The following is a 15,150-nucleotide window of genomic DNA, read 5'->3' on the forward strand; positions in this document are numbered from 1 at the left end:
CGCGGATTACGCTGATCTTGTGCAGGAGGATTGGGATCCGATCGAGCCGGCAGATCCGGAGTTCGCCGCGCTGCTCACCACCAGCCATCTCAAAGTGGTGGGGGTGCCGCTGGCCCCCGGCACATCGCTCGAGGACATGGCACCGGTGGACGCGGCGCGCTGGCTCTACCGGGAGGCCCCGTTCGTGCTCCTGGCGCACCGGCTCACCGCTGATCCGGTGTTCTGCTACGCGAACCTGGCCGCCCAGCGGACCTTCGGCTACAGCTGGGACGAGTTCATCGGCCTGCCCTCGCGGTACTCGGCGGCCACCCCGGACCGCGCGGAGCGCGACCGGCTATTCGAGCGGGTGGCCAGCTACGGCTTCATCGACGACTACCGGGGGCTCCGGATCACCAGGTCGGGCGCCCAGTTCTGGATCGACGACGCCACGGTGTGGAACCTGCTCGACGCGCACGGCCGGCTGCACGGGCAGGCCGCTGTGTTCGCCCCGCCCGCCCCGCCGAGCTAGGCCGGGCGCGTCGGGACCGCCCCGGCGACCGAAACCGGTCCGGTGGGGACGGCCTCAGAACCCGTCCTGGCCGCGCCAGGCGTCGAGCACCCGGCGTTCGCGCTTGGTGGGGCGGCCGGCACCGCGGTCGCGCCGGGCCACCGGTAGGACCGGCTGCGGTGGTGGCGGCGGGGTGTGGTCGATGAAGCAGGTCGCCGCCTCGGCGGCGCCCACCCGCCGCTGGATCACCCGGACGACCTCCACGGTCCGGGTCGTCTGGTTCACCCTGGCGCGCACCTGGTCGCCGGGGGAGACCATGGTGGCCGGTTTGGCGGGCAGGTCGTTGACCCGGATGTGACCCCCTCGGCACGCGGCCGCGGCGTCCGGGCGGGTTTTGGTGAGCCGCACCGCCCACAGCCAGCGATCTACTCGGGTGGACTCCACCCGGCAATTATGGCTGGACCGGCCGCGGTGTGCCGACGGCTGGCCGGCGGCGCGCGGCGCGGCTAGCCTCCCGGTCATGGCGTTGCGGAACTACCTGGTCGGCGAGGTCGCCGAGGATTTCGCGGACGGGCTGCTGACCCGGCGGGAGGCGCTGCGCCGGCTCGGGCTGCTCGGCCTGGGGGTGACCTCGGCGGGCGCCCTGCTCGCGGCCTGCGGCGAACCCGCGAGCCCGGGCGCGCCGCCCAGCTCCGTGGCGCCCGCTACCCCCACCGCGCCGGCGGCCGCTCCGCCGGGCCGTGGCCCCGGGGTCGCCCGGGGCACCGATGTCCGGTTCGCCGGCCCGTCCGGTGAGCTGTTCGGTGCCTGGGCCGCGCCGGCCGGCCCGCCGAGGGGCGCGCTGCTGGTGGTGCACGAGAACCGAGGCCTGACCGCGCACTTCTACGACGTGGTCGGCCGGTTCGCCGGCGCCGGTTACGGTGCGCTGTGCGTGGACCTGCTGTCCGCCCAGGGCGGCACCGCCGAACTCACCGACCCGGCACAGGCGCCCACCGCGCTGGCGAACGCCCCGGTGGGCGGGCTGGTCGCGGACCTGCGCGCGGGCATCGACGAGCTCGGTCGCCGGGTGCCGGGCGCGAAGTTCGGCGGGGTCGGCTTCTGCTTCGGCGGCGGCATGATCTGGCAGCTGCTCAACGCCGGGGAGTCCCGGCTGGCGGCCGCCGTGCCGTTCTACGGGCCGGCGCCGGAGCAGCCGAACTTCGGCCACGCGAAGGCGGCGGTGCTGGCGATCTACGGCCAGCTCGACGCCAGGGTGGACGCGACCGCGCCGAGGGCGGAGGCCGCGCTGAAGGCTGCCGGCCTGCAGTACCGGGTGCTCACGCTCGGCGGCGCCGACCACGCGTTCTTCAACGACACCGGCCCGAGGTACCAGCCGGACGCGGCACGGACGGCGTGGTCCGCAACGCTGGACTGGTTCGGCCAGCACCTGGCACCCGCCTGAGCGCCACCCCGCGCAAACCGAGCCGTCTCCCGGCGACGGTCAGGACACCCGTGGTTTCCGCAGCTTGAGCCAGGTCATGAAGGCGACCGGCGGGCCGGTCACCCGGTGCCGGTCACCCGGTCCCGGTGAACGCGGAGGGTGGACGCTTGAGCCAGAATTCGACGATCCGGGCCGACTCCATACCTTCGGTCGACGTGGCCATGGCCAGCAGCGCCGCCCGGTCGCCTGGCCGGAGCCGATCCTCCTCCGCTTCGCTCTCGCCGCGCGCGGTCAGGAAGCGGGTGGGGGCGTCGCTGTAGCGCAGCAGGTACCGCAGCGAGCGCATCGCGGTCAGGGTGGCCGGGCCCCCGGTCTTCTGGCCGGCGAGGCCGTCCAACACGTGGCGCCGGATCCCCCCTGGATCGACTCGTAGGCGGGGGGGGGTCGCGCCAGCGATGCATCATGATCACTGGGTGGCCGCCGACACCGTCCGACTCCCTGGTTCGAATTGTGCGCGGGGCATTAGCTAAATGTCGCCGGCGGCCGTATACCGTTAATTCAACGGCCATCCCGCGTTCATTTAACTTAATGTCCCAGGCCCCCGTTGTGGGGGCCGGCGGCCGGCCGAGCGGCGACGTGGCGGCGGCCCGGCGCAGGCATGTCAACCGTTCGTCCACGCTACGGCAACCGGGCAATGGGATACCTGTTGTCATGGAGAAGGTGGATGCGCTGCTCGAGTGTGCAGTGGACATGGGGAACGTCGCCGGCGTGGTTGCGATGGTCACCGCACCCGGTTGCGAGCCGTATGCGGGTGCGTACGGAGGCAGCTCGCCCGGCGAGGCCGCAACGATGTCCACCGACACGATCTTCCAGGTGTCGTCGATGGTCCGGCCGATCCTGACGGTGGCCGCCCTGACGCTGGTGGAGTCCGGGAGACTGGGCCTCGACGATCCCCTCGGCGCGGTCCTGCCGGGGCTGCAAGCGCCCACGCGGCAGGTCCGGTTCACGCCGAACAAGCGGATCGTGTCCAAGGCCGTTCGGGGGAAGCTCACCCTGCGGACACTGTTGAACCACACCTCCGGTCTGGCCGATCTCGACCGCGCCGGTGCACTGGCCGGGTCATCGGGGCGGGACGTGCCGGCCCTGCTGTTCCAGCCGGGCGCCCGATGGCACCACGGCGGCGACCTGAGCCTGGTCGGTGCGGTCATCGAGCGGGTCGCCGGGTCGCCGGTCGCCGACTACCTCCGGACGGCGATATTCGACGTGCTGGGCATGCACGACACCGGTTTCCACGTCGAGTACGGATCACGGCACCGGGTGGCCGGCGGTTGGCGGGAAGTGGCCCGTGGTCCAGGGGAGAGCGCGTCCTACTCGACGCCGGCGGACTACTTCGCCTTCGTCGAGGCACTGCTGCTGCGGCACGGTTCACTGCTGTCGCAGTCCTCGTTCGACCTGGTGCACCTGAACCAGATCGGGGCGATGACGGTGCCCACAGTGCTCGGTCTCGAGGCCGTGCGGGTGCCGGGGGAGATCAACTATTACCCGGAGATCCAGCTCTACCCCGAGGTGTCGCGCAAGTGGAGTCTCGGGTTCATGGTGAACGACATGCCGGTGCCGGGCGGGCCCCGCGCGGGCAGCCTCACCTGTGCCGCACCCGCCCGGGCCTACTGCTGGATCGACGCGGCCTCCGGGGTGGCCGGTGTGCTGTTCGCCCGCCGCACCCCGACCTGTCCGGACCTCGTCGACTCGCTCTTCGCGGACCTGCAGCGCTCGGTCTACGTCAGCCAGGCGGTGCGGCTGAGCAACGAGTCCCGTCGGCGCCGTGGCGTGGAGCGGCTGTTCGAGGGATGGACCCAGGACTCCTGGTCGATGTGGTGGCCGATGTAACCGGAGCAGACCGCACCCCTTCGGCGCAATCCGAATACTGGTGGGGCACAAGTGGCGCATGTGGGTGTTTTTTATCAAGATTCTGTGCGCGAGATGTCAACTTGGTAACTTTCTGAAACGCTCTTAGGTTAGCGAGCGCTCATCCCCCACAAGAGCCAAAGGCAGCCCCGCCGGCGGCTTGTGTGAGGGGGAAACACCATGCGAGTCCGCACCATTCTTGCCGGGGTCATGTTGGCTCTGCTCACGCTGGCCTGGAGCGCACCGGTCGCACTGGCCGCCGAGAGCAACGACGGCAGCGCCCCGGCGACTGCGCTGCCGCCGAGCTCGGCGGCGGCGCAGCGGCCGGGTCAGTCGCTGTCGTCGAAGGACGACGACCAGAACGGTGACCAGAACATCGGCGGCGACCAGAGCAGCGGCGGCGACAAGCCCAGCGGCGGCGACAAGCCGGCCGAGCCACCCAAGGAACCGGACCCACCGAAGCCGTCGAAGCCGGCGGATCCGCCGACGGTGACCGCGCCGGCGCCGCCCGCGCAGCAGCTGAAGCCCATCCCGGCGGACCCGAAGGCGAGCCTGTCGCTCTCGCCGAATGTGGCGAAGCAGGGCACCAACTTCGCCGCCAACGCGAACTGCGCGAACGGTAAGATCGACTCGCTGTCGGGGGACGGCGTGAGCTTCAGTGGCACCACCGGCTCGGTCGGCGACAACGCCAGGCCAGGCAACCACACGGTCACCCTGGTGTGCGTCAACGCCTCGAAGAGGGACACCGCCACCGCGACGTTGCAGGTGTTGAAGCCCAACGATCCGGGTGGCCCCGGACTGCACCCGTCGATCCTGGTGGACCCGAAGGTCGTCAAGCCCGGCGATGAGATCACCTTCAACGGCGGCTGCCCGAACGGCCGCCAGGAGTCGCTGACCGCCGACGGCGTGGACGTCCGCGGCAACTCCGGGCGGGTCCGCGACGACGCCCGCGAGGGCGGGCACACCGCGACCAGGACCTGCGTCGAGGGCGACCGGCGCGAGTCGGCGTCCGACACGTTCCGGGTGACGGGCAAGGGCGGCCCGGTGGGCGGCAACACGCTGTCGGTGTCGCCGAAACTGGTCCGGCAGGGCGGCACGGTCTACTTCAACGGCGACTGCGGCGCCGGCCACCAGATCTCACTGTCCGCCGACGACGTGGAGGTGCGCGGCCGCGCCGGTACGGTGCGTGACGATGCGCGCCTCGGCGACCACACCGCGACGCGGGAGTGCGCGTACGGCGGCGGGGCGGTCACGGCGACGCACGACAACTTCCGGGTCGTTCCGGGCGACAACAACGGCAACGGCGACGGGCCGAGGGACTTCTGGCTGAGCGACCGGTCCGGTTACCGGGGCGACTCGGTGGACGTGTCGGTGCGCTGCCGGGACAACTCCGCGCGGTTGGACTCCGACGCTCTCGACGACATCACCCTGCACCGCGACGGTGGCCGGCTGCGGGGGAGCACCCGCGTGGTCGGGCACGTCGGCAACGGCTGGCACCGAGTGACGGTGAGCTGCGACGGGCACAGCGAGAGCCGGGGGTTCCTGGTGCTGTCCGACCGCGGTGACCACGACAGGTACCTGAGCGTGGACCCGGGCTACGGGCACCGGGGCGACGAGGTCGACATCCACGTCGGGTGTGACTGGTCGGTCGGCCGCGTCGAGTCCAACGCGCTGGACGACATCGACGTGGACCACGACGGGCGGCCGTGGCGCTACAGCGGCACCACGCACGTCAGTGACGACGCGGAACCGGGTGAGCACACGGTCCGGGTGCGGTGTGGGAACGACACCCTGGAGGAGTCGTTCTTCGTCAAGGGCGACCACGACGGCGACAACGGATCGGACGGGGACGACGGCACACCGGACGGCGGCGAGCAGACCTCGGTCTACCCGCTGGGTGCCCCGGAGACCGGCGGTGGCCCGGTCGGCGGTGGATCACCGGGCCTGGTGGCCCTCGGGGTGATCGGCGCGACCGGTGCGACGATCGCCGGTGCGGGTACCGCGCTGGTGCGGCGTGGGGCGCGCCGGTGAGCGCGGCACGGGCACGGCTGGCCGGTGTGGTGGGCGCGGCGGTGCTTTCCCTCGGGCTGACCCTCGGGTTGACCGGGTGCGGCATGGCGGCGGGGCCGTGGGCCAGCGCGGCGGACGGTCCGAACCTGACCTCGCCGATCGTCACCGGCGCCCCGGTGGCCCCGGCAGCGCCGCTGGCCGCGGCGGCTCCGGTGGGACTGCGGATCGACTCGATCAACGCGTCGTCGACCCTGGTTCCGCTGGGGTTGAACGCGAACCGGACGGTTGCCGTGCCGCCGGTGAGCACGCCGTTGCAGGCGAGCTGGTACCGACTGGGCCCGGCACCGGGCGCACCGGGGCCGGCGGTGATCCTCGGCCACGTCAACGGCGACGGCAAGGAAGGCATCTTCGCCCGGCTGAACGAGGTCAAGCCGGGGGACCAGGTGAAGGTGAGCAGGGCGGACGGCAAGACCGCCGTGTTCACCGTGACGAAGCTGCAGCAGGTCGCGAAGAACGCCTTCCCGACCACCGCGGTGTACGGGGACACCCCGGCCGCCGAGCTGCGGCTGGTCACCTGTGGCGGTGACTTCGACCAGAGCAAGCACAGCTACGCCGACAGCATCATCGCCTTCGCCACCCTCACCTCGGTGGCCTGAGAGACGGCCTGAGAGATGGCCTGACGGGACTCCGCCCGGGTGCTGTTCGCGGCACCCGAGCGGAGTTCCCGGCCACGCTCTAGGGCACTAGGGTCGTTGATCGTGAGTATCTGCGGGCGCGTGCGGTGGGCCAATGATCGGTCGGTGGCCTGATGGATCTGGGGATCAGCGGGCGTACCGCGGTGGTGTGCGCCTCCACCGGCGGGCTCGGTGCGGCGGTAGCCAGGGCGGTGGCTGCCGAGGGCGCGAACGTGGTCGTCTCCGGCCGGCGCGGCGAGCTGGCCGAGTCGATTGCCGCGGAACTGCCCAGCGCGGTCGGGGTGGCCGTCGACCTGACCGCCGACGGCGGCCCCGAGGCGCTGCTGGCCGCCGCGGCGCAGGCGTTCGGCGAGGTCGACATCCTGGTGCTGAACGGGCCCGGGCCCAAGCCGGCGACCGCCTCGCAACTGGACCCGGAGACCACCGCGCGGGCCGTGCACGACCTGCTCCTCGTACAGCAGACCCTGGTCAACGCGGTGCTGCCCGGGATGCGGGCGCGTGGCTGGGGCCGGATCGTCGCGATCGCCTCAAGCGGCGTGGTCCAGCCACTGCCGAACCTGGCACTGTCCAACATCGGGCGCACCGCGCTGGCGGCCTACCTCAAGAGCCTGGCCACCGATGTCGCCGCCGACGGGGTCACGGTGAACCTGGTGCTGCCCGGCCGGATCGCCACCGACCGGACCGCCTCGCTGGACCGGGCGCTGGCGGAGAGCTCCGGCCGCTCGATCGAGGAGGCGCGGGCGGACAGCGAGCGCGGTATCCCGGCCGGGCGGTACGGGCGGCCGGACGAGTTCGGCGCCACCGCGGCGTTCCTGTGCGGCGCGTCCGCCTCCTACATCACCGGCACCGCGGTGCGCTGCGACGGCGGGCTCGTCGGGGTGCTGTAGGACACCCGCACCTCAGCCGCCCACCCGCATCCAGCCGAGCACCGGGGTGGACTGCAGGAACACCAGTACGCACATGGCCAGCAGGAACACCGCACTCCAGCCGAACACCCGCCGGAACAGGAGTCCCTCGGCGCCGACCTCGCCGACCGCCGCCGTACCGATCGCCAGGTTCTGCGGCGAGATCATCTTGGCCATCACGCCGCCGGAGGTGTTCGCGGCGCCGAACAGGATCGGGTTGGCGTGCAGCTGCTCGGCGGCCGTCACCTGGAGCTTGGCGAACAGCGCGTTGGAGCCGGCGTCCGTCCCGGTGACCGCCACGCCGAACCAGCCGACCACGGGTGACAGGAACGCGAAGAACACGCCGGCCTGGGCGAGCCAGAGGCCGAGGGTGGAGATCTGGCCGGACAGGTTCATGATGTAGGACAGCGCGAAGACCAGCAGGATCGTCAGGATGGCCCAGCCGAACTGGCGCAGGGTCTCGATATAGGTCCTGGCCGCGACCGCCGGCTTCAGTCGCAGCACGATCGCGGTGATCACGCCGGAGATGAACAGCAGTGTCCCGGTGGCCGCCAGCCAGTTGAGCTTGTAGGCCACCGACACCGGCTTGCCGGCCTGTGACAGGACGTGCAGCCCGGGCCAGTTGAACGTGATGGTCGGGGCGTTCAGGGCATCGCTGATACCCGGCAGCTGGGCGAGCGAGAACAGGACCACGACCACCGCGTACGGGGCGAAGGCCAGCAGCACGTCCCGGCGGGAGTCCCCGCCCGGCGCACCTACCCTGCGGGTGAAGGCGGGGTCCTCACCGGCGCCACCGGCGATGACCTTCGGGGCCTGCACCCGGACCTGTTTGGGCTGCCACACCTTGTTCAGCAGGATCACCGCGATTGCGGACACCAGTGCGCCGAAGATGTCGCAGAGCTTGTAGTTGACGAAGTTGGAGAACACGAACTGCGCGATGCCGAAGGAGAGCCCGCAGGTCAGTGCGGCCGGCCAGACCTCGCGTACGCCCTTCCAACCGTCCACGATGCCGACCAGCACGAACGGTACGAAGATCGCCAACAGGGACACCTGACGGCCGGCCATGGCACCGAAGTCGGCGGCCGGCAGGTCGGTGACCTGGCCCATGATGGTGATCGGGTTGCCAAGGCCGCCGAACGCGACCGGTGCGGTGTTCGCCACCAGTGCGACGGTCGCGGCCTTGAGCGGGCTGAAGTCGATCGCGATCAGCATCACCGCGCAGATCGCGATCGGGGAACCACCGCCGGCCAGCGACTCGAGCAGCGCGCCGAAGGAGAACGCGATGACGATGGACTGGATCCGCCGGTCGTCACTGATCGCCGCGAAGGACCGCCGCAACACCGCGAAGTGCCCGCTCTTGACGGTGAGGTTGTAGATCCAGATCGCGTTGAACGTGATCCACAGGACTGCCAGGACGCTCAGCGCGGCACCGAACACTCCCGAGTTGAGAGTCTCGCCCAGCGGCATGTGGTAAACGCCCATGGCGATCGCGATGGAGATCAACAAAGCGGCCGTGCCGGCCCAGTGCGCCCGCCACTTGAAGACCCCCAGAGCGACCAGCAGGGCGAGCAGCGGAAGTGACGCGAGCAGCGCTGACAGTGTCAGTGAACCGGTCGGATTCAGGTTCTGGGTGTACACCGGGCCCCTCCGGACGACGTTGTTCCGGACTCTCTGCAGATTCACAAGTGTGAACAAGAGTCATGTATGCGAAACAATGGTGACACTTGGCGCCGTCATGCGAAAGAGGGAATGTGGCCCCGGACACGCCTCGGCCCGGCCCGGCCCGGCCCGGCTCGGCTGGCTCGGCGAGTTCAACCGTGGCGGCGTCGGAACGCCTCGCGGACCCGGCTGTGGTTGAACTCGCCGTAAGAATGCGTGAGTGACGCGGGTCGTGTGCGCTGGTTCGGGCCGAGCTGTGTCGGGTCAGCGCTGGCGGTGGTCCACCAGGCGGTGCAGCTTGCCGAGGGAGCGCTCCAGGGTGTCCGGGTCGAGGACCGAGCAGGTCACCGAGATGCCGACCGACTCCTTGACAGCCCGGACCAGCTCGGTGGCGGCGGCGGCGCGCCGGTCCGTCCCGGTGTCGTGCCGCGCCTCGACCCGCACCTGCAGCGCATCCATCCGGCCCTGTGTGCTGAGGACCAGCTGGAAATGCGGTGAGAGCCCGGTGGTGCGCAGCACCAGCTCCTCGATCTGGGTCGGGAACACGTTCACCCCGCGCAGGATGATCATGTCATCGGTCCGGCCGGTGATCTTGTCCATCCGCCGCATCGCCGGGCGCGCGGTACCGGGGCGCAGCGTGGTGAGGTCGCGCGTGCGATAGCGGATGATCGGTAGCGCTTCCTTGGTCAGCGAGGTGAACAGCAGTTCGCCCTGCTCGCCGTCGGGCAGCACGGTGGCGTCCAGCGGGTCGATGACCTCGGGGTAGAAGTGGTCCTCCCAGATGTGCAGGCCGTCCTTGGTCTCCACGCACTCCTGGGACACCCCGGGGCCCATCACCTCGGACAGGCCGTAGATGTCCACCGCGTGCATGTCCATCCGGTCCTCGATCTCCAGGCGCATCTGCTCGGTCCACGGTTCGGCGCCGAAGATGCCGACCCGTAGCGAGCTGGTACTGGGGTCGATGCCCTGCCGCTCGAACTCGTCGATCACGGTGAGCAGGTAGGACGGGGTGACCATGATGACGTCCGGGCGGAAGTCCTGGATGAGCTGGACCTGGCGTGGCGTCATGCCGCCGGACACCGGGATCGCCGTCGCGCCGAGTCGTTCGATGCCGTAGTGCGCACCCAGCCCGCCGGTGAACAACCCGTAGCCGTAGGCGTTGTGCACCTTGTGCCCTGGCCGGCCACCGGCGGCCCGGATCGACCGGGCCATCACCTGTGACCAGACATCGATGTCGCCCTCGGTGTAGCCGACCACGGTGGGCCGGCCGGTGGTGCCGGAGGACGCGTGAATGCGGCGCACCCGCTCCTGAGGGACCGCGAACATGCCGAACGGGTAGTTGTCCCGCAGGTCCGCCTTGCTGGTGGTCGGGAACCGGGACAGGTCGGCCAGCTCGCGGCAGTCGTCCGGGTGTACGCCCGCGGCGTCGAAGCTCCGCCGGTAGAACGGCACGTTGTCGTAGGCGTGCCGCAGTGTCCACCGCAGGCGGCTGAGCTGGGTGGCGCGCAGCTCGTCGACGCTGATCAGCTCGGCGGCGTCGAGCAGCTCCGTCGGTGGCGGGTCGCCCAGCCGGGCGGGCCCGGTGGTGGGCCCGGTGGTGGGCCCGGTTGTGGGCTCGGTCGTGGGCCCGGAGACCAGGGGGGCTGCGCTGCCAGCGGGCTGCATCGGGGCGTCACTTCTCCTCGTGGCCAACCGATCGTTCGGTTGAGCGTGTGCACGTTAGCACGCTGCCGGCGGTCCGGGTAGGCCCCGCGTGCCGGGTCGCCCCGTGACGGTTGCCCGGCGGCGGGTGCCCGGGCCGGCGGAAGGGGGGTGCAGGTCACCCTCTGTGGATGGACCGTGGACCCTTAGCGTGGTCTTCGGTGGATCATCAGATCCGCGAGGGGAGCGGGCCATGGACGACAGCGGGACCTCGGCCGCCGAGGGGGAACCTGCCACGGCACCGGACCCGGCCGCCGCGGCGGACCCGGTGGCTGTCCCGGGCTCGGTGGTCGCACCCGGCGAGGCCACGGTGGCCATCTCGGGCGCGCCGGCCACCGCCGCCAACACCACCAACACCGCAGCCACCAACACCGCCGCCACCGTCGTCGCTGCCGCCACGGGGCTGTCCCTGCTGTTGGTGCTGGTGTTCGCGGTGGCCAGCGGCGCCGCGGTGGGCAACCTGTACTACGCGCAACCACTGCTGGACATGATCGCCGGTGACCTGCGCATCGGGCAGGGCCCCGCCGGGTTGCTGGTGACCGCCACCCAGGTCGGCTACGCGCTCGGGATTATGTTCATCGTCCCGCTCGGCGACGTCCGCAACCGGCGCCGGATGGTGCCGCTGATGATGGGGCTCTCGGCGCTCTCCCTGGCCGCGTGCGCCGCGGCCCCCGGCTTCGTGGTGCTGCTCTGCTCCCTGGTCGCGGTCGGCCTGACCACGGTGGCGGGGCAGATCCTGATCCCGTTCGCCGGCGACCTGGCCGATGACTCCAGCCGCGGCAAGGTGGTCGGGATCGTGGTCAGCGGCGCGCTGACCGGCATCCTGGTGGCCCGGATCGTCAGTGGGTTCATCGCGGGCGTTGCCGGCTGGCGGGTCGTCTTCCTCTGCGCGGCGGTACTGATGCTGGGCCTCTCGGTGACGCTCTACCGGGCCATCCCGGCCGCGCCGGCCAAGACGGCGCAGCCCTACCGGGCGCTGCTGCGTTCGGTGCTCGTGCTGGTGCGCCGGGAGCCGACGCTGCGGCTCGCGATGGGTTACGGCGTGATCTGCATGGCCACCTTCACGATCTTCTGGACCGCCCTGACCTTCCTGCTCAGCGGGCCGCCGTACCGGTACTCCACGGCGGCCATCGGGCTGTTCAGCCTGGCCGGTTTGGTGGGGTCGATCGCCGCGCAGGGCGCGGGTCGGCTGCACGACCGGGGTTGGTCGAAGCGGGCGACCGGGGTGTTCTGGCTGTGTGCGATCGCCGCGTGGGCGATCTGTGGGTTCGGCCGGTACTCCCTGGTCTGGCTGCTCGTCGGCATCGTTGTGCTGGACGTGGCCACCCAGGGGCAGCGGATCCTGAACCAGGCGCAGATCTTCGCCATCTCCGCCGAGGCCCGCAGTCGGGTCAACACCGCATACGTGACCGGCAACTTCGTCGGCGGCGCGATCGGCTCCATCACCGCGTCGGCGCTGTGGGTGGCCGGCGGGTGGACCGCCGTGAGCGCCGCCGGTGCCGCGCTGTCCGCCGTGGCGTTCGGCGTATGGCTGGTCACCACGCTGTTGTCCCGACGCTGAGCGCGCCGTGATCAGCTCCGGCAGGATGACGGGTGGGGGTTCCCGGTCACCACAGCAGTGAGGACGGCAATCATGCAGCTCGGAGTGGTCTTTCCGCAGACAGAGCTCGGCGGCGATCCGGGCGCGGTGCGCGCCTACGGACAGGGTGTGGAGGCGCTGGGCTTCAAACATCTGCTGGCCTACGACCACGTGGTCGGCGCGGACCCCGCGGTGCACACCGGCTGGAACGGTCCGTACGACGTGCACACCACGTTCCACGAGCCACTGGTGATGTTCGGCTTCCTCGCCGCGATCACCGACCTGGAGCTGGTCACCGGCATCCTGATCCTGCCGCAGCGGCAGACCGTGCTGGTGGCCAAACAGGCCGCCGAGGTCGACCTGCTCTCCGGTGGCCGCCTCCGGGTCGGCGTCGGCCTGGGCTGGAACCAGGTGGAGTACGAGGCGCTCGGGCAGGACTTCACCACCCGGGGCCGGCGCCTGGACGAGCAGGTGGAACTGCTGCGGCGGCTGTGGACCGAGCAGACGGTCACCTTCGAGGGGCGGTTCGACCGGATCACCGGCGCGGGCCTGGCGCCGATGCCGGTGCAGTCACCGATCCCGATCTGGATCGGTGGCCTCTCGGAGCGGGCCTACCGCCGGATCGGCCGCTTCGCCGACGGCTGGTTCCCGATGGTGCCGCCCGGCCCGGCGCTCGACGAGGCGCGGGCCGTGGTGGCGGCCTCGGCCACCGAGGCCGGCCGGGATGCCGCCGCGCTGGGTATGGAGGGGCAGGTGCCCTGGCGCGATGACCTGGACAAGGCCTCGGCGCTGGCGGTGGAGTGGGAGCGGGCCGGCGCGACCCACCTGGCGGTCAACACCATGGGCGCCGGGCACGCCGACGTGGACGCCCACCTCGCCGCACTCGCCGATGCGGCCCAGGCGCTCCTCCCGCACTGACCACCTTGGCTGTGACTTTCCCTCGGCGACTTTCCCTCGGTGACTTTGAAACGGTGACTTTGAAACGGTGACTTTCCCTCGGTGACCTTGCCTCGGCGCGGCGGTGTCGACAGGGTGGCGCGATGAGCGGGACGAGCGGTGAGGCGCGCGACGGGGTGTCGCTGACCAACTTGGACCAGCCGCTGTTCGACGGCGCGGATGCGACCAAGCGGGACCTGGTGGACTACCTGGACGCGGTTGCGGACCGGATCATCCCGGCGCTCGGGGACCGGCCGCTCTCGGTGGTCCGGGTGCTGCGCGGGCAGGCGCCGTTCATGCAGAAGAACCTGCCGAAGTACACCCCGGACTGGGTGCAACGGGTGCCGCTGTGGGCCGAGACCTCACACCGCGAGGTGTCCTACGCGCTCTGCAACGACCGCCGCACGCTGCTCTGGTTCGCCAACCAGCGCGCGGTGGAGTACCACCCGACCCTGGTCCGGGTGGACCGATGGGACCGCGCCACCCACCTGGTGCTCGACCTCGACCCGCCGGCCGCTTCGCCGGCGGCGTTCGGGCAGGCCGTGGGCGCGGCGCGGCTGGTCCGCGAGGTGTTGACGCAGCTGGGGTTGACCGCGGCGGTGAAGACCAGCGGCGCGAAGGGGGTGCACGTGTTCGTGCCGGTCACCCCGGAGGCGACCCTGGAGGAGGTGGCGGCGGCGACCAGGGCGATCGCCGCCAGGGCCGAGCGACTGGACCCGGCGCTGGCCACCACCGCGTTCATCCGGGACGACCGAGGCGGCAAGGTGTTCCTCGACTCCACCCGGGCCGGCGGGGCCACGGTCGTCGGGGTGTACAGCCCTCGGGTGCGACCGGGCGTGCCGGTGTCGTTCCCGGTGCCGTGGGACGAGCTCGACCAGGTGTCCCCGGCCGACTTCACGGTGCACACCGCCGCCCGACTGCTGGGTGACCGTGACCCCTGGGCCGAGGCGATGCCGGCCGCCCAGCCGCTGAGCGCGGAGCTGATCGAGGAGGGCCGGGCCATCCCCATCGCCCGGGTGCAGGCGATGCACGAGGGCAAGCGGCGCGCCAGGGCCCGCCGCGATCCGGGCTGACCGAGGCTCACGGAGCGGTGGTCAGCTGGGGTGGCCAGTCCTGGGCCATCGAGACCAGGTCCTCCTCGATCCGGGCGGCGGTGCGGGCCAGCTCGCCGGCCCATTCCGGCAGCCGGGCCCGTTTGTACCGCGCGGTGGGCATCGCCAGGGACACCGCCGCGATCGCCGTACCGGGCGCGCGGAAGATCACCCGGCCGACGGCGGTCACGCCCGCCTCGGTGCCCTGGTTGTTGACCGCGAAGCCCTGCCTGCGGATCTGGCGCAGGCCCCGGCGAAGCGCATCGAGATCGACATCGCTCTCCGCGTACAGCGCCTGGAGCTCGTCGTCGGTGCGGTGCGCCAGCAGGGCCCGGCCGCCCGAGGCCAGGTGTGCGGGCAGCATCCGACCCTCCCGGTCGCCGACCCGCAACACCGCGGCGCACTCGACGGTGGCCACGAACCGCGCCTGGTCGCCCAGCAGTATCATCAGGTTGACCGTCTCCCCGGCGCGGCCGACCAGCTCCTCCAGGTGCGGCACCGCCGCCGCGCGCAGCTGTGCCACCGGCTCGACGTCGGTGGGGCGGCGCAGCACCGGGCCGGCCAGGTAGCGCCGGTCGGCGCCCTGCTCGGCGAAGTCGCGGTAGACCAGCATGGCGAGCAGCCGGTGCGCGGTGGAGCGGGCCACCCCGAGGCGCTCCGCCACCTCGGCCACCCGCAGCGGGCCCTCGTGCCGCAGCAGGATCGCCAACCGCAGCGCGTGATCGACGGAGTCGATGCTGTAAGCCGGCTTGTTCTTCATGC

General features: G+C 71.4%; 14 protein-coding genes. 9 read left to right on the plus strand and 5 right to left on the minus strand.

Annotated features, from left to right (window positions below; genetic code table 11):
- The first annotated feature begins 19 nt into the window (after positions 1-19).
- Positions 20-508 (plus strand): MEKHLA domain-containing protein, encoded by a 489-nt coding sequence (locus ACTXG6_RS25930; RefSeq protein ID WP_445181986.1) that lies wholly within the window; start codon positions 20-22, stop codon positions 506-508.
- A 54-nt stretch (positions 509-562) separates the two neighbouring features.
- Here the strand turns inward: ACTXG6_RS25930 and ACTXG6_RS25935 are convergent, their stop codons facing one another.
- A complete protein-coding gene (locus ACTXG6_RS25935) occupies positions 563-931 on the minus strand; it encodes an RNA-binding S4 domain-containing protein (protein WP_445190108.1) in 369 nt (122 codons plus the stop codon).
- A 76-nt stretch (positions 932-1,007) separates the two neighbouring features.
- Here ACTXG6_RS25935 and ACTXG6_RS25940 point away from each other — a divergent pair, with 76 nt between their 5' ends.
- Complete coding sequence (locus tag ACTXG6_RS25940; RefSeq protein ID WP_445181987.1) at positions 1,008-1,928, plus strand: dienelactone hydrolase family protein; 921 nt, start codon at positions 1,008-1,010, stop codon at positions 1,926-1,928.
- Positions 1,929-2,040: 112 nt separating this feature from the next.
- On the opposite strand, the gene ACTXG6_RS25945 is transcribed toward ACTXG6_RS25940, so the two are convergent.
- Positions 2,041-2,307, minus strand: coding sequence for a hypothetical protein (locus ACTXG6_RS25945; RefSeq protein WP_445181988.1), 267 nt, complete (start codon positions 2,305-2,307; stop codon positions 2,041-2,043).
- Positions 2,308-2,618: 311 nt separating this feature from the next.
- On the opposite strand from ACTXG6_RS25945, the gene ACTXG6_RS25950 reads away from it, so the two are divergent.
- The 4 genes from ACTXG6_RS25950 to ACTXG6_RS25965 all read left to right on the plus strand — a co-directional run bounded on the left by ACTXG6_RS25950 (position 2,619) and on the right by ACTXG6_RS25965 (position 7,404).
- Positions 2,619-3,794, plus strand: a complete 1,176-nt coding sequence (locus tag ACTXG6_RS25950) for a serine hydrolase domain-containing protein (RefSeq protein WP_445181989.1) — start codon at positions 2,619-2,621, stop codon at positions 3,792-3,794.
- A gap of 198 nt (positions 3,795-3,992) precedes the next feature.
- On the plus strand, positions 3,993-5,843 hold the full coding sequence (locus tag ACTXG6_RS25955; RefSeq protein WP_445181990.1) for a hypothetical protein: 1,851 nt from the start codon (positions 3,993-3,995) through the stop codon (positions 5,841-5,843).
- The gene (locus tag ACTXG6_RS25960) at positions 5,840-6,478 is read left to right on the plus strand and encodes a class F sortase (protein ID WP_445181991.1); all 639 of its coding nucleotides are present in this window, start codon (positions 5,840-5,842) and stop codon (positions 6,476-6,478) included. The genes ACTXG6_RS25955 and ACTXG6_RS25960 overlap by 4 nt, the downstream gene beginning before the upstream one ends.
- Positions 6,479-6,630: 152 nt before the next feature.
- Entirely contained in the window at positions 6,631-7,404 is a 774-nt protein-coding gene (locus tag ACTXG6_RS25965) for an SDR family oxidoreductase (protein ID WP_445181992.1), read from the plus strand.
- Between the two features lie 12 nt (positions 7,405-7,416).
- Here ACTXG6_RS25965 and ACTXG6_RS25970 read toward each other — a convergent pair whose 3' ends face one another.
- Together ACTXG6_RS25970 and paaK are read right to left on the minus strand one after the other, a co-directional pair.
- The gene (locus tag ACTXG6_RS25970) at positions 7,417-9,060 is read right to left on the minus strand and encodes an L-lactate permease (protein ID WP_445181993.1); all 1,644 of its coding nucleotides are present in this window, start codon (positions 9,058-9,060) and stop codon (positions 7,417-7,419) included.
- A 285-nt stretch (positions 9,061-9,345) separates the two neighbouring features.
- Positions 9,346-10,746: a phenylacetate--CoA ligase PaaK gene (gene paaK, locus ACTXG6_RS25975; RefSeq protein WP_445181994.1), complete on the minus strand. Its 1,401-nt coding sequence runs from the start codon at positions 10,744-10,746 to the stop codon at positions 9,346-9,348.
- A gap of 229 nt (positions 10,747-10,975) precedes the next feature.
- On the opposite strand from paaK, the gene ACTXG6_RS25980 reads away from it, so the two are divergent.
- The 3 genes from ACTXG6_RS25980 to ACTXG6_RS25990 all read left to right on the plus strand — a co-directional run bounded on the left by ACTXG6_RS25980 (position 10,976) and on the right by ACTXG6_RS25990 (position 14,370).
- On the plus strand, positions 10,976-12,343 hold the full coding sequence (locus ACTXG6_RS25980; protein ID WP_445181995.1) for an MFS transporter: 1,368 nt from the start codon (positions 10,976-10,978) through the stop codon (positions 12,341-12,343).
- Positions 12,344-12,415: 72 nt separating this feature from the next.
- Positions 12,416-13,279, plus strand: a complete 864-nt coding sequence (locus ACTXG6_RS25985) for an LLM class F420-dependent oxidoreductase (protein WP_445181996.1) — start codon at positions 12,416-12,418, stop codon at positions 13,277-13,279.
- A 122-nt stretch (positions 13,280-13,401) separates the two neighbouring features.
- Positions 13,402-14,370 (plus strand): DNA polymerase domain-containing protein, encoded by a 969-nt coding sequence (locus tag ACTXG6_RS25990; RefSeq protein ID WP_445181997.1) that lies wholly within the window; start codon positions 13,402-13,404, stop codon positions 14,368-14,370.
- Positions 14,371-14,377: 7 nt separating this feature from the next.
- On the opposite strand, the gene ACTXG6_RS25995 is transcribed toward ACTXG6_RS25990, so the two are convergent.
- A complete protein-coding gene (locus tag ACTXG6_RS25995) occupies positions 14,378-15,148 on the minus strand; it encodes an IclR family transcriptional regulator (RefSeq protein ID WP_445181998.1) in 771 nt (256 codons plus the stop codon).
- Positions 15,149-15,150: the final 2 nt, after the last annotated feature.

Source organism: Pseudonocardia sp. Cha107L01, from assembly GCF_052566575.1.